Here is a 16,517-nt window from a genome sequence, read left to right as displayed (position 1 = left end):
CTCAAATTAAAGATAATTAATCTGCCAAGCCCATGAAATGTCGAAATTTCAATACTTTGTGGCAAATTGTGACGGTGCCTGGCATTGCCGAAATTTAATGTTTGCCGGCCTTTTTACCGCCCTGGGTTGCCGTCTCCGCTGTCTTGCCTGCTGTCTTGACCGCGCGCTTTCGGCTATGGTCAGGAACCCTGAGACCACCATCGTCATTCCTGCCCGGCGGCCGGAGGAAAAAGCCATGTCACCAGATGCCCGACCACCAGGAGTCCTCTCGTCGGGAGCCCGGTTCCCGGAGGCCATGTCCTATGTCGAGGTGAGGGAGCCCGGCGGCCCCGAGCATCTCGTCATCGCCGAGGGACCGTTGCCGCTTCTGCGCGCGGGCGATCTGCTGGTCAGGGTCGAGGCCGCCGGCATCAACCGCCCGGACATCATGCAGCGCAAGGGCGACTACCCGCCGCCGCCGGGCGCAAGCCCGGTCCTCGGCCTCGAGGTCGCCGGCGAGGTGGTGGCGCTCGGTTCCGACGTCGCCGGCTTTGCCGTCGGCGACCGGGTCTGCGCGCTCGCCAACGGCGGCGGCTATGCGCAATACTGCGCCGTGCCGGCCTCGCAAACCCTGCGCCTGCCGAAGGGCTACGACGCGGCACGGGCGGCGGCGCTGCCGGAAACCTTCTTCACCGTCTGGGCCAATCTGTTCATGATGGCGGACCTGAAGGCCGGCGAGACGGTGCTGGTCCATGGCGGCACGAGCGGCATCGGCACGACAGCGATCCAGCTCGCCCGGGAATTCGGCGCCACCGTCTATGCGACGGCGGGCACGGCGGAGAAATGCGAGGCCTGCCTCGGCCTCGGCGCGCACCGGGCGATCAACTACCGCACCGAGGACTTCGCCGCCGTGATCGCCGAGGCCACCGGCAAGCGTGGCGTCGACGTCATCCTCGACATGGTCGGCGCCACCTATTTCGACCGCAACCTCAAGTCGCTGGGGCTGGACGGGCGGCTGTCGATCATCGCCTTCCTCGGCGGCACCTTCGCCGAGAAGGTCAATCTCGGGCCGATCCTCCTGAAGCGGCTGCGGATCACCGGCTCGGCGATGCGGCCGCGGACGGCTTCGGAGAAGCAGGAGATCCGCGACCAGCTGCTGGACAAGGTCTGGCCGCTGCTCGACGACGGGCGCATCGCGCCGGTGATGCATGCCGTCCTGCCCCGTACCGAGGTCGTCAACGCCCACCGCATGCTCGAGCACGGCGACCATATCGGAAAAATCGTGATCACCTTCGGCTGAGGCGCTCAGCCGCCGCGCCGCAGCAGCGAGACGGCGAGGGCGAAGGCGGCGAGCCCCGGAAGCGCAAACAGCCCGTACAGCCAGGCGGCGGCGGAGATGTTGCCGGCGACGCCGCCCGGATCGAGCAGGCCGGTGCTGTTGGCCACGACGCCGGCGAGCGCCGCCCCGAAGGCGGTGCCGAGCGCCTGCATCGTCACGATCGCCGCCGATGCCTTGTCCTTCTCGCCGTCGGGCGCAAGCTTCAGCACCAGCGTGACGAGGTGCGCCCAGCCCATGCCGACGCCGAAGCCCATGCCGAAGATCAGGACGGTCGCCGCCGCGAGAACGACGATGTCGGCCTGCGGATTGTGGCGCGCCAGCAGGAAGACCAGGAGCCCGGTCGAAAGCGCCTCGACCAGGGTGCCGGTCGCGATCGAGACCAGCGCGCGCCGGCCGGTCAGGCCGGCCGTCAGGAACGCCGAAGCCGTCCAGCCGAGCGCCAGCAGCGCCACCAGGTAGCCGGAGGCGAGCGGCGCCACCCCGTGCAGCTCCTGCAGGAAATAGGGGATGTAGATGTCGGAGGCGAGCGCCACCAGCATCAGGAGCATGATCAGGTAGATGCGGGCGAGCGGCGAGGCCAGGCTGACCGCACCGGCCGGCAGCAGCCGCGCCGAAGCCCGCCGCTCGGCCGCCACCATGCCAGCCACCGCCGCGACGGCCGCCACCGCAAGCGCCGCCCGCAGCCAGACGGCCTGCACCGAGCCTGCGAAGGAGACGAGCATGGCCGAGACAAGGATCAGGCCGATCTGGGCGAAGGGGGCGGGGGTGACGGCATGGCGATCCTCGCCGGACGGCAGCCGGCGCGGCGCCAGAGCGGCCATGGCGAGCGCGATCGGCACGAGGATCAGGAAGGCCTCGCGCCAGGCGCTGCCGCCGGCGAAAACGCCGCCGATGCTGGGCCCGACGAAGGTGGCGATCCCCCAGACCGCGGCATAGAGCGTCGAGGCCTTGGCCCACAGCGCCTCCGGATAGACGAAGCGGATGAAGGCATAGCCGAGCGTCACCAGAAGCCCCGCGCCGAGCCCCTGCACGGCGCGCCCGGCGAGCACGATCTCCATGACCGGCGCCAGCGCGCAGATCAGGCTGCCGGCGCCGAAGAGTGCTGCACCGGCGACATAGCAGCGGTTCAGCGACACCCCGGCCGGGCGCACCGCCACATAGATCGAGCCGACCACCGAGGCGATCACATAGAGCGTCGTCGCCCAGGCAAACAGCGAAAGCCCGCCGATGTCGCGCACGATCGAGGGCATCAGCGTCGCGGTGATGTAGGTCTCCACCGCATGCAGGGCGACGCCGCCGCCGAGCATCATCGTCGGCAGCAGGGCCTCGCGGCGGAACAGTGCCGAAAGGCGCGCGGTCTCTGCTTGCGGTGTCGTCTCTGCCATGATGGAACCGGTGCGTCGGGGCGGGACCGCAACCGATCACATTTTCCCGCCCGCGGCAATCTCCGCAGGTGGCCGCGGGCGGATGGCACAGGGCAGGAGCCATTCGGTAGCGGATGCCAGCGACGACGAACACATGAGGGCGGATTTGCATCAGAAGCCCGCTCCACGTTCCGCGCGATTTATGGGCGGGTATTTCCAAAGCGAGGCGTATAAACTGGTAGCCTCCAAGATGAAGGGATGATGTGCCAATGCCCCGCTTTCTTGCTGTCTACACCATGAAACCCGAAGACCTGGCGTCTTTTCGAAACCTGCCCAAGGCCGAACAGGATGCCGTCGACGCCGTCGGCATTAAAGAGTGGTCGTCGTGGGAAGAAAGAAATGCTTCCTCCATCCTTGATCGTGGTGGAATGGTGGGCAAGACGACACGCATGACCAGGGAGGGTGTTGTCAGCGCGGTGAATTCGTTCTGCGGCTACCTGGTGGTCGAAGCGGAGAGCGCCGATGCCGCTGCGCGACTGTTCGAAGACCACCCGCACATCACCGTTTTTCCGGGCGACGGCGTGGATGTAATGCCTTTTGTGACGTGACCACTTTGCGCAGGCCATTGCCACAGCAGATGTTGTCACCTCAGCGACGAGGCAGCCCGCCATGGGCCACTATGGCAGGAACCTCACGGCAGCTACGCACCAACACCGGACTTCAGCAAGAGGTGCGCGATCACTCTTTGCAGCCAAAAAGCAAATAGCGCGGAGGAATACAGCTCTTAGTCTCCGTTATTGTCCCCGCTAACGACAAAAGCGCGGGTAACCATGGGGAGCTCAAAATCCAAGTCAAGTCGGACTACCGCACTCGGCACACTGCCCTTGATGTCTACGCCACTGGCTGCCAACAAATCTAGCTGTTTTCGTTGCTCTGAAGAAAGGGCAGCGAACCATGCCGGATCGTAGAACACATTCTCGACGTGCTTTACAGCAAACTGCAGGCAGGCTGATGCCTGTTGTGCAAGTGGAAGCTTACAAATTTGATCTGCTATGACTTGTCCAGGTGCATCGGTTTGATCCATCCAAGAAATGCAAATCTGGCTAGCAGTCCCAGCAAAGCTGGATATGAAAATCTGCTCCAGCGGTTCGTCTGAGTATCCGTTCTGAAGGTTATGCCCGAAGAAATCTGTGAACGGCGACCAAGCTCCGGCAAACATGAAGGGCAGAGTTCTTTCGAACTCGATTACCATCGAGCGCAAGACGTCGGCTCGCCCATCGATCAGCGCTTGTGTAAGCTTGCTGTGGGTATTTTGAAGGTCTTTCTTGGCAAGCTCATTCCCTTGATCGATAAGCTCTAACAGATTTTGTAGTTTGATCTGTTCAACTAGCGGCTTTCCTCTGTCAGCGTTTCGCAAAGTCTCCCTGAGATGGCTCCCAGCATGCTTTCCATAAAACTCTCTACTGAGGGTTCGATAAGCCACAGTGAGGCATTGATCAGGTCGCCCGATGAAGGGTTCATTCTCGATACAGGAGAAAAGCCTGCGATCGTGTCCCGCACAAAATCCGTAGAAAACAGATGCGGCTCCAATCCCGACTTCGCTAGCTGTCAACTTCCCGCCGTTCTTTGTCAGTTCGGCAGGATTGGCGTTATAGCGAACAACTTTGCCATTCTTGGCAATTTTGGTCAGGTTCGGGCCACGCGACACCGTATGGGCCTTGATGATCTTGCCCTCGCAGGAGCCCAGTCCTGCATCTCGTGCGAAACATCTTTTCTCGTGAAATGCCTTCTTGTTGGCCTCAACTGCATCCCAAGCGTTACCGCTCTCTTGCAGGGCGCGATCGAGGTGACATTTTTTATATTTTTTTCCAGAACCGCACCAGCACAGATCGTTTCGACCGATGCCTTTCATAGCCTAACTGTCACAATAAATATCCCCGTTATACCCAACGATTGTTACAGCAGATTGCAGGAATTCGAAGTCCCATTTTTCGGAGGTGCACAATCATCGAACGTCCACCAATTGCAGTCATAGTTGTATCCACCGCCAAATAGCCGGCACGCGTCGCCTTTCTACATCCCGATCCGCCCCAGCGCCGGGATCTTCACGCCCGGCCGCATCACGTCGATGCCGGCGACGAGGCCGGCGAGGTGGAATTCCAGCCCGCTGCGCAGGCCGGCGGAGAAGCCGACGAGGCCGAGCAGGCTCGCATGCAGGTCGCGCCCGTCGGGATCGATTTCGACGAAGGTGCCGAAGGGCAGGTAGTCGCGGCCGACCGCGTCCGGCGGCAGCACCGCGCCGAGTTCGGGCACCGATTTCAGCACATGCGCGACGAAGGTGTTGGAGTTCGGCCCCGGCCAGATGCGATAGCCGCCCGGCTGCGCGAAAGGGTAGGCGGCGATCGCCGCCTCCACCTTGGGGATCAGCCGGGCCGCTTCCGCGCCCTTGAGGCTGAGGACGGCGCGCGGGGCGTTGGAATACCAGAAGGCGTCGGCCGGGTAGCCGTTGCGGCGCACCGGGCTGCCCCAGCCGACCTTGTCGTAGCGCTGGTAGCGCGCGGCGTTCTCTTCTTTGGTGACGATCCAGGAATGGCTGGCGAACGCCCCCTTCATGCCTCCGGTGGCAGCCGAAAAGACGTGGATGGTCGCCTGCCGCTCGTCGTCCGGATGCGGCAGGATGCCGGCCGACGACCAGTCCGCCTCGCGCCAGGAACCCGGCCGGTCGAGCAGGGACCAGTAGCCGGCGCTGGCGAGCGCGGGCGCGAGATAGACGGCGAGAAACAGGAAAAGCAACGTCCTGCCGATTTTCATGCACGCCTGCTCCGTTTCCCCTGCTGCGCCCGGAGACGATATCGGCTAAGACCGTCGTCGTCTGCCAGGAACGCAGCCGATATTGGAAATTTGAAGGCATCGAAAATGGAAAATCCGGTCCTCGTCGAGGTGACGCGCGGAAATCGTGTCGAAAGCCGCCATCGCGGCATGGTGGTGGCCGTCGACGGCGACGGCAAGGTGGTCTTCGCCCGCGGCGACGTCGAGGCCACGGTCTTCCCGCGCTCGGCCTGCAAGGCGATGCAGGCGCTGCCGCTCGTCGAGGACGGGGCTGCCGATGCCTATGGCTTCGGCGACAGGGAACTGGCGCTCGCCTGCGCCTCGCACAGCGGCGAGCCGCGGCACGTGGCGCTCGCGGCCAGCATGCTCTCTGCGGCCGGGCTGGAGGCGAGCGTGCTGGAATGCGGCGCCCACTGGTCGTTCGACCAGCCGGTGCTGATCGAGCAGGCGCGCTCGATGGAGCGGCCGACGGCGCTGCACAACAACTGCTCGGGCAAGCACGCCGGCTTCGTCTGCGCCGCCTGCCATGCCGGCATCGATCCCGCCGGCTATGTCGGCTACGACCACCCGGTCCAGGCGGAGATCCGCGGCGTCATGGAAAACCTCACGGGGGCGGCGCTCGGCCACGACAATTGCGGCACCGACGGCTGCTCCATCCCCACCTATGCGGTGCCGCTGAAGGCGCTGGCGCACGGCTTTGCGAAGATGACGACCGGCAGCGGCCTGGCGCCCGCCCGCGCGAAGGCGGCCAGGCGGCTGATCGATGCCTGCATGGCCGAGCCCTTCTACGTCGCCGGCACCCGCCGCGCCTGCACGCGGCTGATGGAGACGGCGCCCGGCCGCATCTTCGCCAAGACCGGCGCCGAGGGCGTCTTCTGTGCCGCCGTGCCGGAGAAGGGGATCGCGATCGCGTTGAAATGCGAGGACGGCACGACGCGGGCCGCCGAGGCGATGGTCGCCGCCACGCTCGCCCGCTTTTTCCAGCACGACCCGGCGGTCGCAGACGCGCTGATGCGGCAGGCAGACCATGCCATGAAGAACTGGAACGGCATTCACGTCGGCGACGTCCGGGTCACGGAGGCGCTGACGGCGTAGTCCGGGCCGCGCCGCCGCCGTTCCCTCTCCCCGCCTGCGGGGAGAGGGCCAGGGTGAGGGGCAGCGGCGCCTTCGCCGGCGTGAGGGTCAGCGCCGCCTTCGCCGGGGGGCAGGGGCGTCGGCGCCGGGTGACGGGCAGCGATGCCTTCGCCGGCGGAACATGGCCCCTCATCCGCCTGCCGGCACCTTCTCCCCGCAGGCGGGGAGAAGGGCGAGCGCCGCGCCGCCGTCGGTCCGCTCTGCGCGTGCGGGAGAGACGAACGCCGCGCCGCGGCGGGAGAGATCAAGGCCGCGCCGCCGCCGAGAGAGAGCAGGGACGTGCGGTCGCCGTTCCCTCTCCCCGCTTGCGGGGAGAGGGTTAGGGTGAGGGGCAGCGACGCCTTCGCCGGGTGAGGGGCAGCGACGCCTTCGCCGGGAAAAAAATCGGGCCGCCGCTGTCGGCATCCGCCGCTCTGCCCCGTCCTTGAGGCATCGCAGGCCGCAGGAGGCGGCCGGCCACCAACCGGAGGACCGAACGCATGCGCATGATCTTCGTCAATCTGCCCGTCAAGGACATGGCGTCCACCCGCCGCTTCTTTTCCGCCCTCGGCTTCACCTTCAACGAACAGTTCAGCGACGAGCAGGCGGCCTGCATGGTGGTCTCCGATGCGATCTTCGTCATGCTGATGGTCGAGGCCCGCTTCCAGGATTTCGTCAACGGCAAGGTCGGCGATCCGGAGAAGGACACGCAGGTGCTCACCTGCCTGTCCGCCGAAAGCCGCGCCGAGGTCGACGCATTCAAGGCCAAGGCGCTCGCCGCCGGCGCCCGCGAATGGAAGCCGAACATCGAGTTCGGCCCGATGTACGGCTGCAGCTTCCAGGACATCAACGGCCATGTCTGGGAGATGATGCACATGGCGCAGGAATAGCCCGGGCGCAGGAACAGTCCGGCCCCGGAATAGCCAGGACGCGGGAATAGCCCGGCCGCCCTTCCTGGGGGCGCCGGCGCGCGCCCGCCATCTGCGACGCGATCCCCGGCGCCCGCGCCCGCCATCCGAGACCCTGGCCCCGGCGCCTGCGCCGGGGATCTGCGCGGCCATCCCGCCCCGTCGGCGTGGGCCGCCCATACCGGGCCCCGCGTCCGCCGTTCGCGCTTGCCATCCGTGGCCGGATCGGTTCTGTTGCGGGCGACGTCGAACGGCCCGGAGATTTTGCCATGCTCACCCTGCACTTCGCCCCGAACACCTGCGCGCTCGCCTCGCTGATCGCGCTGGAAGAGAGCGGCCTGGCCTTCGAGGTGCGGAAGGTGGACTTCGCTGCGTCCGAGCAGCGCTCGCCCGCCTATCTCGCCGTCAATCCCAAGGGGCGCGTGCCGGCGCTCGCAACCGATCGCGGCGTCTTGACGGAAACGCCGGCGATCCTCGCCTATGTCACCCAGATCGCGCCGGAGAAGCGGCTGGCACCGCTCGACGATCCCTTCGAATTCGCGCGGCTGCAGGCGTTCACGTCCTATCTCTGCTCCACCGTGCACGTCGCGCACGCCCATTTCCGCCGCGGCGCGCGCTGGAGCGACGATCCGGCGGCGCAGGAGACGATGCGGGCGAAGGTGCCGCAGAACATGGCCGAGTGCTTCGGACTGATCGAGCAGACGATGCTTTCCGGTCCCTGGGTGATGGGCGAGGCCTACAGCGTCGCCGATCCCTATCTCTTCACCATCGGCGGCTGGCTGAAGGCCGACGGCGTCGATCCGGATGCGTTTCCGAAGGTCGCCGCCCACCGCGCCCGCATGCTGGAGCGCCCCGCCGTCGCCCGGGCGCTGGAGCGGGCCGGGAACTGAGGCCGCCGCCCGTCGCTGCGACCGGGGCAATCCTCGGGGCCCCGTCGCGGCGTGCCGGCGGCCGCTAATTTTCTTCACCCGCCAACTGCCTGCGCAGCTTCGCCGGCGCCCGCCTGAGCCAGGCGTCGCGGAGGCGCCGGCGCAGTTCGTCGTCGCCGATTGCGGCCGCCCGCACGAGCACCGCCGGCCAGCCGTGATAGTGCGGCGTCTCGAAATAGATCTCCGGCGAACGCTCGATCAGGTGTTCCTTCTCGTCGAGCGGCATCGACAGCACGACGACCTCTGCGCTCTTGGCTGTGGCGATCATCTTGCCTGCGACCTTCAGCGCGGGCGCACCATAGGAGGTGCCGGTCGCAATGCCGGGCAGGCCCTCCGCCAGCCGCTCCAGCCGCGCCACCAGCGCCGCCGTGCCGGTCTCGAACTCCGCCTGATCCATCGCGCCGCCTCCCCGGGCCAAGGTGCTATCCTAGCGCGGGAACGGCGCCTGGCGAAGCGCGTCAGCGGCCGCAGCCGGCCTCGCAACCAGTTGCGGAAAAGCCGCCGAACGGCAGGTCGGCGCGCTGGCGCTCGTCCATCGCGGCGATGTCGGGATGGGCCAGCGGATCGCGGACCCAGCGGTCGTCCTGGTCCTGCAGCTTGGGCAGGCGGAAGGGCAGGAGGGTGGAAAGGTTCAAGAAAAGCTTCAGCATCGTCCTCTCCCGTGCAAGGGATTGGCCGCTCGCCTCTTGCGAGTTGGCTGTTGGATCAAAGGATTATGATGCGATCATGAATCGATCCGGCAAGGATTTCAATTGATGTCTTCAGGAGAAGAGTATAGAAAAACTATATGAATCCGTTGAACGCCATCCATCTGAACGGGCTGAGGGCGCTGGAAGCGGTCGGGCGGCTCGGCTCGCTGCAGGCGGCCGCGGACGAACTTGGCGTCACCGTCGGCGCCGTCAGCCAGCAGGTGATCAAGGCGGAGGCGCAACTCGGCCGCACCGTCTTCGAGCGCACCGGGCGCGGCATGCAGCCGACCGCCTTCGGCACGCCGTTCCTGCGCAAGCTGACGGCGGGGTTCCGCGAGCTCGCCGAGGCCGCGGGCAGCGCCCGCCGCCGCGACGATACGATCCTCGTCATCTCGGTCGCGCCGATCTTCGCCTCGCGCTGGCTGATCCACCGTATCCACCAGTTCAGCGCAGCCCATCCCGAGATCAGCCTCAGGATCGAATCGACGACCACGCTCGCCGATCTCGCCGGATCGGACGTCGATCTCGGCATCCGCATCGGGCCGGGCACCTGGCCGGGCGTGCGCGCCGAATTCGTGCTGCCGCAGGAGATGTTCCCGGTCTGCACGCCCGAACTCGCCCGGCGGCTGAAGACGACGGCCGACCTCGTCGACATGCCGGCGGTGATCGACGCCAACGACCAGTTCACCTGGGACCGCTGGCTGAAGGCGGCCGGCCTCGACCAGCCGCCACCGCGCACGCGTCACATGTTCAGCGACGCCTCGCTCTGCCTCGATGCCGCGCTGGCCGGGCAGGGGGTCCTGCTCGCCTGGCCGATCCTCGCCTCCTGGGCGATCGCCGAGGGGCGGCTGGTCGCCCCCTTCGACATCCGGGTGAAGACCGGCATGGGCTATTATTTCGTCACGGCCCCGGAAGTCCGCGAGCCGCGCAAGGTGTCGCTGTTCAAGGCGTGGATGCGCAAGGCGATCGCCGACAGCGTCGGCGGCGAGGGCGAGGCTATTCCTGCTCCTTCTCCCGCGTCGCCATCATCGCCTTGAAGGCCGGTCGCGCCTGGCAGGCGGCAAGCCACGCCCGGACGTTCGGCGCGGCGTCGAACAGTTCCGTCTGGCTCATCGTGTAGCGGAACACCTCGGCGAGGTTGAGATCGGCGACGGTGAAGCGGTCGGCGACGACGTGGCCGGTTGCGGCAAGCCGCCGGTCGAGCAGCGCAAACGCCTTGCGCAGCGCCTTCGTCGCGGCGCGGATCGTCAGCCGTCCCTGTTCGCTCGCAGCCGCATTGGCATCCAGCGTCAGGATGATCTTGACCGCGTGCGGCTCGACCTCGGTCGCAGCCCAGAGCGTCCACTGCAGCATCTCCGCCTCTTCCGCAAGCGACTGGCCGGAAAGCGGGCCGCCATGCTTGCGGGCGAGGTAGAGGTTGATCGCCAGCGATTCGTTCATCACGAAGCCGTCATCGTCGATGCAGGGGATCAGGCCGGGCGGATTGACGGCGAGGAAGTCCGCCGACTGCGTGTGCAGCGCCACATCGGCCGCGGCCGGGTCGCCGGTGCGCCGCGCCTGGATGACCGGCACGGAGACGAAGGGAAGGCCGAGCTCGCCGGCCATCCAGTAGGTGCGCGCCGCGCGCGAGCGATAGACGCCGTAGATCGTGAGCATGTGCGGTCCTCCCCGTTTCGAGACCGCACCATAGGCAAGCCATTACGAGGATTACAGCGCGTGGCGGTGATCGAACGATGAAATATCGTGATCCCGGACCGGCCCGGCGACGGCCGGACGGTTGGCAAGAGGTCGCAGGCCGTGCGGCAAGCTGGCCCTTGACCTTTCGCCCGGTTGCGGTTCCTCTGCCCCATCCGGGCGCACCTCCGTCGGAGCCGGCGCCGCAGCCCCGGAAGGGGGCCAGGAACAGGAATGGAACGCGACATGAAACGGCACGCACGCATCCTCTCGGTGGCACTGCTGCTCCTGACGCCGGCCCTCGGTGCCGTGGCGCAGGAGTACAAGGCCGGCAGCATCGAGATCCAGCACCCGGCGGCCAAGGCGACGCTGCCCGGCCAGCCGGTCGGCGGCGGCTTCTTCACCCTCGTCAATCACGGCGCCGAGCCCGACCGCCTCGTCTCGATCACCTCGCCCGTTTCCGGCGACGTGCAGATGCACGAGATGAGCATGCAGGGCGACGTCATGAAGATGCGCAAGCTGGAAGACGGCATCGCCGTTCCCGCCGGCGCGACCGTCACGCTCGCGCCGGGCGGCCTGCACGTGATGTTCATGGGCATCACCGCGCCGTTCAGGGAGGGCGAGAGCGTCCCCGCCACGCTGACCTTCGAAAAGGCCGGCGCGGTTACGGTCGAGTTCAAGGTGGAGGCGTTCAAGCCCGGCCATGCCGGCGGCGACGGCCACACGGGCAACTGAGGCGCCTGTTGCCCGGATCGGGGCGGGCGGAGATGGGAAAGGCACGCAGAGTAACCTTCCCCATCCCGCCCCATCGCCCCCCTCGGCGTTCGGGAAACCGAAAGGGGCGAGTGCCTGGAACCGACGGGCGCTTGCCCGGCGGCCGTTGTCGAATTGACCGCGGGCGCGTCGGCCGGACGCGCGCCGCGGGAGCGCCTGCCCGGCTTATCCCGTCCGGTTGCGCTCGATCGTGAGATGGGCGAACCGCTCCGCCCCGTCCGCAAGCTCGCCGGTCGCCCGCTCGTTCCAGCGGTAGCCGGCGATGGCGCCCTGCGGCGTTTCCGAAAAGATGTTGCCCGAGACGAGTGCCGCGCCGGCGCCCTCGACCACCGTCACCGCGCAGCCGACCGGGGCTTGGCGCACGAGGTTGCCGTTGACGACGAGGCCGCGCATGTAGGGGCCCCAGCCGAGCATCAGCCCGTATTTCGGTGCGTTCTCGATGGTGTTGCCGCTGACGACCGTGTCGGCCTCCACGGCGATGCCGAAGCCGAAGCCCGCCCCGTCGTGCACATAGGGGCCTTCCAGCCTGAGGTTGCGCACGACATTGCCCGTCACCGTCGCAAGCCGCCCGCCCTCGTTGAAGTTGACGATCAGGATGCCGTTGGCCGCGCCGTCGATCAGGTTGCCGCTGACGATCGCCCCCTCGAAGCCGAACTCCGAGTAGATCGCCGTCTCGCCGGAGGCCAGGCAGGTGTTGCCGGAAATCTGCACGTTCGAGCCGGCATTGGAGCGGATCGCGGAGAAGGCGCAGTCGGAGACGTGGTTGTTCGTCACCATCACGTTGTCGGCGCGGAAGACGTTGATGCCGTTGCCGTACTCGCCGGTTCCGCCGCTGCGCGCCGAAATCCCGGCGATGCGGTTGGCCGTCACCATCGTGCCGTCCGGCCCCTTGCTCCAGCGGTGCACGAGGATGCCGCCGTTGGCGCAGTCGAGCACCGTGTTGGCGGCGATGGAAAGGGCGGTGCTCTCGATGGCGTAGATCGCGTAGTCGGCCGCACCCGAGACGCGGTTCTTCTCGATCCGCCCGCCGCAGCGCTCCAGGTAGAGGGCGGATTTCGACGACCCCTTGATCTCGCAGTTCTCGATCGTCACCGCGCCGGTGCCGGAGAGATGGACGAGTCCTTCCACCGTGTCGTCGAGCCAGCGGTTGCCGCCGTCGAGGACGAGGTTCTCCAGGCGGATGTTGCGCGCTTCCTGGCAGGCGAACAGGTAGCCGTCGCCGCCGTAGAGGATGCGGGTGGCGCCGGGAACGCCGGTCAGACGGGTGTTGTCGGGCAGGTCGACATTGGAGACGACATAGTCGCCGGGCGGCAGGAAGACCGGCTGCTCCCTCGCGGCCGCCTCCTTCAGCAGCTTGGAAAACGCCTTGCTCTTGCGGTCGCCGCCGCCGGGGCGCACGCCGAAAGCCGAGGCGTCGATCGCCCCGCGCAGGTCGACGTTGATCGGCGCGGGCACGCCCGTGGCGCGCGCCGGCACGGCTGCGCCGAACACCCCCAGGCCGATCGAAGAGACTATTAAGCGTCTGGTAACCATTTTTGCTCCTTGCAAACCGGGGAGCAGGAACCGTGCCAGGTTGTTTTGTGCCGAAATGACACGGATTCCGGGCGTTCGGCGCCGTCTGCCGCCAGACGCGGTGTCCATCGCGGGACGGGTTGCGAAAATGGGGCACCGGCCGGCCGGGGCGGCCGGTCTGGCGGTCGTGCCGTTTCCGGGCGGAAGTGGCCGGATATCCGGCATTGGAACGATTGGATTCAGCTTTGGATAACGGTCGGGAGTGTAGCCTTGGGTTGCAACGACGAAGGCCTGCCGGAACGCCGGCGGGCAACTTGGGGAATCGCGGATGCAGCTGTCCGAACATTTGCCGCCGCCGGAAGGCGAGGCGAAAGATCCGACATCGCGCCTGCTCGCAGCCAGCGAGCGGCTGATGGCGGAGGCTGCCCGTCGTTTTCCCATCGCCGGCGATCCGCACAGTCGCGCCTACTGGATGGAGGCGATGATCAACCAGGCGCCGGACTATTTCTTCTTCAAGGACCGCGACAGCCGCTTCCTGCTGGCCAACCGCTCGGTCATCGCCGACCTGTTCAAGGAGACGGACCTGACCGGCAGGACCGATTTCGATCTGTTTCCGCCCGAGCTCGCCCAGCAGTTCTTCGAGACCGAGCAGGCGATCATGCGCTCGGGCGAGCCGATGCTGGACATGGAGGAGAAGATCCCGGACGGGAACGGCGGGCAGAAGTGCCTCTTGACCTCCAAGCTGCCGATGCGCAACGAGCACGGCGAGATCGTCGGCATCCTCGGCATTGCCCGTGACATCACCGAGCGCAAGCGCCAGGAGCAGTTGCATCTCGGCCAGGCCGAGCTTCTGAAGATGATCGCGGTCGGCGCGCCCTTGAAGGACGTCTTCACCGCGCTCATCCACCTGATCGAGGGGCAGATTCCCGACGTCGCAGGCTCCATCCTGCTGCTCGACCCGAAGGAGAACTGCCTGCGGCACGTCGCCGCCCCCAATCTCGACCCGAACTGCTTCACCCGCGTCGACGGCATCCCGATCGGCCCGGCGGTCGGCTCCTGCGGCACCGCCATGTGGCGCGGCGAGCCGGTGTTCGTCGCCGACATCGACACCGATCCGCTGTGGGACGGCTACCGCGACCTGGTGGCCCCGTTCGGCTTCCGCTCCTGCTGGTCGGCGCCGATCCACTCCTACCAGGGCCAGGTGCTGGGCTCCCTCGGGCTCTACGGCAGCACCCCCGGCCTGCCGTCCGCCGCCTGCCAGAAGCTGCTCGGCATGGCCACGCACATCGCCGGCATCGCCATCGAGCGCAAGCAGGCCGAGGAACGCATCCAGTTCGTCGCCCACCATGACGTGCTGACCGGCCTGCCCAACCGCAGCATGCTCGACGAGCGCATCTCGAGCGCGATCGAGGCGGCCGACGACGCCAACGGCACCATCGCCGTCGCCTTCATCGACCTCGACAATTTCAAGCTGGTCAACGACAGCCTCGGCCACCATGCCGGCGACGAGCTTCTGAAGACGGTCGCACGCCGGATGCTGGACAAGCTGCGCCCGGAGGATTCGCTGGTCCGCCTCGGCGGCGACGAGTTCGTCGTCCTCCTCACCGGCCCCCGTCGCCGGGGCGAGCAGCTATCGGCGCGGCTCGAATCGATCCGCAAGGCCATCGCCGATCCGGTCCTGCTCGAGGGCCACAGCGTCCAGGTCACCTGCAGCATGGGCGTCGCCCTCTATCCCGGCCACGGCCGCAACGCCACCGAGCTCCTGGCCAATGCCGACCTCGCCATGTACCGCTCCAAGGAGATCGGCCGCGACGCGCTGCAGTTCTTCACCGCCGAGATGGCGTCGAGCGCGCACGAGAGGCTGCGCTACCAGGAGGAACTGCGCCGGGCGATCGCGCGCGAGGAGTTCGTGCTGCATTTCCAGCCGCAGATGGACCTGAAGACCGGCCGCATCTTCGCCGTCGAGGCGCTGATCCGCTGGAACCATCCGGAGCGCGGGCTCCTGATGCCCGGCGATTTCATTCCCTTTGCCGAGGAGGCCGGCCTGATCGGCCAGATCGGCGACTGGACGCTTAGGGCGGCATGCCGGCAGAACAAGGCCTGGCACGACGCCGGGCTGCCGCCGGTCGTCGTCAGCGTCAACGTCTCCGCGCGCCAGTTCCAGGAGCCGGAATGGGTCGAGCGCGTCGCCGCGGCCCTGAAGCGCAGCGGGCTCGAGGCGCGCTATCTGGAACTCGAACTGACCGAGAGCCTGATCATGGCCGACGTCCAGCAAGCCGTCGCCCTGATGCACCGGCTGGCGGCGCTCGGCGTGCATCTGGCGATCGACGATTTCGGCACCGGCTATTCCAGCCTCAGCGCGCTGAAGCGCTTCCCGGTCGACCGCCTGAAGATCGACCGCTCCTTCGTCCAGGATCTCCCCGACGATCCCGACGACGCCGCGATCGCCCGCGCCATCGTCTCGCTCGCCCATACGCTGCAACTACGGGTGATCGCCGAGGGCGTGGAAAACCGCGATCAGCTCGAATTCCTGCGCGGCGCCGGCTGCGACGAGATCCAGGGCTACTATCTCAGCAAGCCGGTGCGCGCCGAAGGCGTCGAGACCCTGCTGCGGATCCCGAATATCTGAGCGGTGCGGGCGATTGCGGCAGAGACCCGTGTGCCGCTGCTGCCGTGCCGGATATAGGCGCAACGCGGTGATGCCACGGTTGACGGCTCCTGACCCGGTGCGGCCGTTACAAGAATGATCTGCACAAGGCCGAATTGGGTGGTAACGTCCATCCTGCTGCTCACGTTCACTTGAGGTCACTTCAAGATTAGGGTGTGACAGTTTCAAGCCAATCTTCGAGCATGCGGCGGATCCCGTCTTCCGGCTTTTGCTCGCGTGTAAAGGCCCACCACGTTTGGGCACCTTGCCAGACCGCCGCCATCTGCCACCCGAGTCGCTCCGCCCGATTTTGGTCGCTGCAAAGGCGACGCCCCAAGGCAATCGCCAGGGTACGACCCCAGTGGGCACCTCTTGCTCGCAAGTTTGGGTTGCGAATGTCCTCTCTTAACAGCAGCAATCCATTCGTGGCGTTCCGCTCTGCGTCTTGAGGTGGCATCAGTCGCATAAGCAGTTCAACGGCCCCCCTGGGCGTTAGTGCCTCTTCCGCATCGGCCGCTTCAGTCTCTGTCTGAAGACGATCCCACGCACGAAGGAGGACAGCCTCCACCAAGTTTAGGCGGCTGCCATAGCGCTGAACGAGTGTCGCCGGAGAAAGGGCACAGGCCTTGGCGGCGAGAGCGAAAGTCAGACCTTCTGGGCCCGTTTCGAGGATGGCATCGAACAGGAGGTCCAGGACGCGCTCATCAGAAATCATCTTGTGCCTTGGCATTCTCCATTTATGAATACATATTCAGTTATA

The 16,517-nt window shown here is 66.6% G+C and carries 16 protein-coding genes; 8 read left to right on the top strand and 8 right to left on the bottom strand.

What is annotated here, in order from left to right:
• Positions 1-235 precede the first annotated feature (235 nt).
• Complete coding sequence (locus P0086_RS06295; protein WP_275783666.1) at positions 236-1,279, top strand: NAD(P)H-quinone oxidoreductase; 1,044 nt, start codon at positions 236-238, stop codon at positions 1,277-1,279.
• A gap of 5 nt (positions 1,280-1,284) precedes the next feature.
• On the opposite strand, the gene P0086_RS06290 is transcribed toward P0086_RS06295, so the two are convergent.
• A complete protein-coding gene (locus P0086_RS06290) occupies positions 1,285-2,703 on the bottom strand; it encodes an MFS transporter (RefSeq protein WP_275783663.1) in 1,419 nt (472 codons plus the stop codon).
• 248 nt (positions 2,704-2,951) lie between these two features.
• Between P0086_RS06290 and P0086_RS06285 the strand changes: the two genes are divergently transcribed.
• Positions 2,952-3,290 carry a hypothetical protein gene (locus P0086_RS06285; RefSeq protein WP_275783661.1) on the top strand — a complete coding sequence of 113 codons (339 nt, stop codon included), beginning with the start codon at positions 2,952-2,954 and terminating at the stop codon, positions 3,288-3,290.
• Positions 3,291-3,466: 176 nt separating this feature from the next.
• Here the strand turns inward: P0086_RS06285 and P0086_RS06280 are convergent, their stop codons facing one another.
• On the bottom strand, positions 3,467-4,594 hold the full coding sequence (locus tag P0086_RS06280; protein WP_275783658.1) for an SEC-C domain-containing protein: 1,128 nt from the start codon (positions 4,592-4,594) through the stop codon (positions 3,467-3,469).
• 161 nt (positions 4,595-4,755) lie between these two features.
• Positions 4,756-5,493 (bottom strand): DUF3750 domain-containing protein, encoded by a 738-nt coding sequence (locus tag P0086_RS06275; protein ID WP_275783655.1) that lies wholly within the window; start codon positions 5,491-5,493, stop codon positions 4,756-4,758.
• 105 nt (positions 5,494-5,598) lie between these two features.
• Between P0086_RS06275 and P0086_RS06270 the strand changes: the two genes are divergently transcribed.
• From P0086_RS06270 to P0086_RS06260, 3 genes are all read left to right on the top strand, one after another.
• The gene (locus tag P0086_RS06270) at positions 5,599-6,606 is read left to right on the top strand and encodes an asparaginase (protein ID WP_275783652.1); all 1,008 of its coding nucleotides are present in this window, start codon (positions 5,599-5,601) and stop codon (positions 6,604-6,606) included.
• A gap of 518 nt (positions 6,607-7,124) precedes the next feature.
• Complete coding sequence (locus P0086_RS06265; protein WP_112600431.1) at positions 7,125-7,514, top strand: glyoxalase; 390 nt, start codon at positions 7,125-7,127, stop codon at positions 7,512-7,514.
• 287 nt (positions 7,515-7,801) lie between these two features.
• Positions 7,802-8,422 carry a glutathione S-transferase gene (locus tag P0086_RS06260; protein WP_275783647.1) on the top strand — a complete coding sequence of 207 codons (621 nt, stop codon included), beginning with the start codon at positions 7,802-7,804 and terminating at the stop codon, positions 8,420-8,422.
• A gap of 64 nt (positions 8,423-8,486) precedes the next feature.
• Here P0086_RS06260 and P0086_RS06255 read toward each other — a convergent pair whose 3' ends face one another.
• Positions 8,487-8,858: an MmcQ/YjbR family DNA-binding protein gene (locus tag P0086_RS06255; RefSeq protein WP_275783645.1), complete on the bottom strand. Its 372-nt coding sequence runs from the start codon at positions 8,856-8,858 to the stop codon at positions 8,487-8,489.
• Between the two features lie 61 nt (positions 8,859-8,919).
• The gene (locus tag P0086_RS06250; RefSeq protein ID WP_275783642.1) at positions 8,920-9,111 is read right to left on the bottom strand and encodes a hypothetical protein; all 192 of its coding nucleotides are present in this window, start codon (positions 9,109-9,111) and stop codon (positions 8,920-8,922) included.
• A gap of 137 nt (positions 9,112-9,248) precedes the next feature.
• On the opposite strand from P0086_RS06250, the gene P0086_RS06245 reads away from it, so the two are divergent.
• Positions 9,249-10,187: a LysR substrate-binding domain-containing protein gene (locus tag P0086_RS06245; protein WP_112611454.1), complete on the top strand. Its 939-nt coding sequence runs from the start codon at positions 9,249-9,251 to the stop codon at positions 10,185-10,187.
• On the opposite strand, the gene P0086_RS06240 is transcribed toward P0086_RS06245, so the two are convergent.
• Positions 10,147-10,806, bottom strand: coding sequence for a glutathione S-transferase family protein (locus P0086_RS06240; RefSeq protein WP_275783638.1), 660 nt, complete (start codon positions 10,804-10,806; stop codon positions 10,147-10,149). The genes P0086_RS06245 and P0086_RS06240 overlap by 41 nt on opposite strands.
• 264 nt (positions 10,807-11,070) lie before the next feature.
• Between P0086_RS06240 and P0086_RS06235 the strand changes: the two genes are divergently transcribed.
• Positions 11,071-11,559, top strand: a complete 489-nt coding sequence (locus tag P0086_RS06235) for a copper chaperone PCu(A)C (protein WP_275783635.1) — start codon at positions 11,071-11,073, stop codon at positions 11,557-11,559.
• Between the two features lie 204 nt (positions 11,560-11,763).
• Here P0086_RS06235 and P0086_RS06230 read toward each other — a convergent pair whose 3' ends face one another.
• Positions 11,764-13,131 carry a TIGR03808 family TAT-translocated repetitive protein gene (locus P0086_RS06230; RefSeq protein ID WP_275783633.1) on the bottom strand — a complete coding sequence of 456 codons (1,368 nt, stop codon included), beginning with the start codon at positions 13,129-13,131 and terminating at the stop codon, positions 11,764-11,766.
• 307 nt (positions 13,132-13,438) lie between these two features.
• On the opposite strand from P0086_RS06230, the gene P0086_RS06225 reads away from it, so the two are divergent.
• Entirely contained in the window at positions 13,439-15,739 is a 2,301-nt protein-coding gene (locus tag P0086_RS06225) for an EAL domain-containing protein (RefSeq protein WP_275783631.1), read from the top strand.
• Positions 15,740-15,926: 187 nt separating this feature from the next.
• Here P0086_RS06225 and P0086_RS06220 read toward each other — a convergent pair whose 3' ends face one another.
• The gene (locus tag P0086_RS06220; protein WP_275783629.1) at positions 15,927-16,487 is read right to left on the bottom strand and encodes a TetR/AcrR family transcriptional regulator; all 561 of its coding nucleotides are present in this window, start codon (positions 16,485-16,487) and stop codon (positions 15,927-15,929) included.
• Positions 16,488-16,517 lie beyond the last annotated feature (30 nt).

The sequence above is a fragment of the Mycoplana sp. MJR14 genome, assembly GCF_029210525.1.
Taxonomy (GTDB): Bacteria; Pseudomonadota; Alphaproteobacteria; order Rhizobiales; family Rhizobiaceae; genus Mycoplana.
This window is presented reverse-complemented; position numbering and strand designations above follow the sequence as displayed.

What these genes read in the sequence shown, in the direction of transcription:
- P0086_RS06295 (WP_275783666.1), top strand. Translation starts at nt 236, where the DNA reads ATGTCACCAGATGCCCGACCACCAGGAGTCCTCTCGTCGGGAGCCCGG.
- P0086_RS06290 (WP_275783663.1), bottom strand. Translation starts at nt 2,703, where the DNA reads ATGGCAGAGACGACACCGCAAGCAGAGACCGCGCGCCTTTCGGCACTG.
- P0086_RS06285 (WP_275783661.1), top strand. Translation starts at nt 2,952, where the DNA reads ATGCCCCGCTTTCTTGCTGTCTACACCATGAAACCCGAAGACCTGGCG.
- P0086_RS06280 (WP_275783658.1), bottom strand. Translation starts at nt 4,594, where the DNA reads ATGAAAGGCATCGGTCGAAACGATCTGTGCTGGTGCGGTTCTGGAAAA.
- P0086_RS06275 (WP_275783655.1), bottom strand. Translation starts at nt 5,493, where the DNA reads ATGAAAATCGGCAGGACGTTGCTTTTCCTGTTTCTCGCCGTCTATCTC.
- P0086_RS06270 (WP_275783652.1), top strand. Translation starts at nt 5,599, where the DNA reads ATGGAAAATCCGGTCCTCGTCGAGGTGACGCGCGGAAATCGTGTCGAA.
- P0086_RS06265 (WP_112600431.1), top strand. Translation starts at nt 7,125, where the DNA reads ATGCGCATGATCTTCGTCAATCTGCCCGTCAAGGACATGGCGTCCACC.
- P0086_RS06260 (WP_275783647.1), top strand. Translation starts at nt 7,802, where the DNA reads ATGCTCACCCTGCACTTCGCCCCGAACACCTGCGCGCTCGCCTCGCTG.
- P0086_RS06255 (WP_275783645.1), bottom strand. Translation starts at nt 8,858, where the DNA reads ATGGATCAGGCGGAGTTCGAGACCGGCACGGCGGCGCTGGTGGCGCGG.
- P0086_RS06250 (WP_275783642.1), bottom strand. Translation starts at nt 9,111, where the DNA reads ATGCTGAAGCTTTTCTTGAACCTTTCCACCCTCCTGCCCTTCCGCCTG.
- P0086_RS06245 (WP_112611454.1), top strand. Translation starts at nt 9,249, where the DNA reads ATGAATCCGTTGAACGCCATCCATCTGAACGGGCTGAGGGCGCTGGAA.
- P0086_RS06240 (WP_275783638.1), bottom strand. Translation starts at nt 10,806, where the DNA reads ATGCTCACGATCTACGGCGTCTATCGCTCGCGCGCGGCGCGCACCTAC.
- P0086_RS06235 (WP_275783635.1), top strand. Translation starts at nt 11,071, where the DNA reads ATGAAACGGCACGCACGCATCCTCTCGGTGGCACTGCTGCTCCTGACG.
- P0086_RS06230 (WP_275783633.1), bottom strand. Translation starts at nt 13,131, where the DNA reads ATGGTTACCAGACGCTTAATAGTCTCTTCGATCGGCCTGGGGGTGTTC.
- P0086_RS06225 (WP_275783631.1), top strand. Translation starts at nt 13,439, where the DNA reads ATGCAGCTGTCCGAACATTTGCCGCCGCCGGAAGGCGAGGCGAAAGAT.
- P0086_RS06220 (WP_275783629.1), bottom strand. Translation starts at nt 16,487, where the DNA reads ATGCCAAGGCACAAGATGATTTCTGATGAGCGCGTCCTGGACCTCCTG.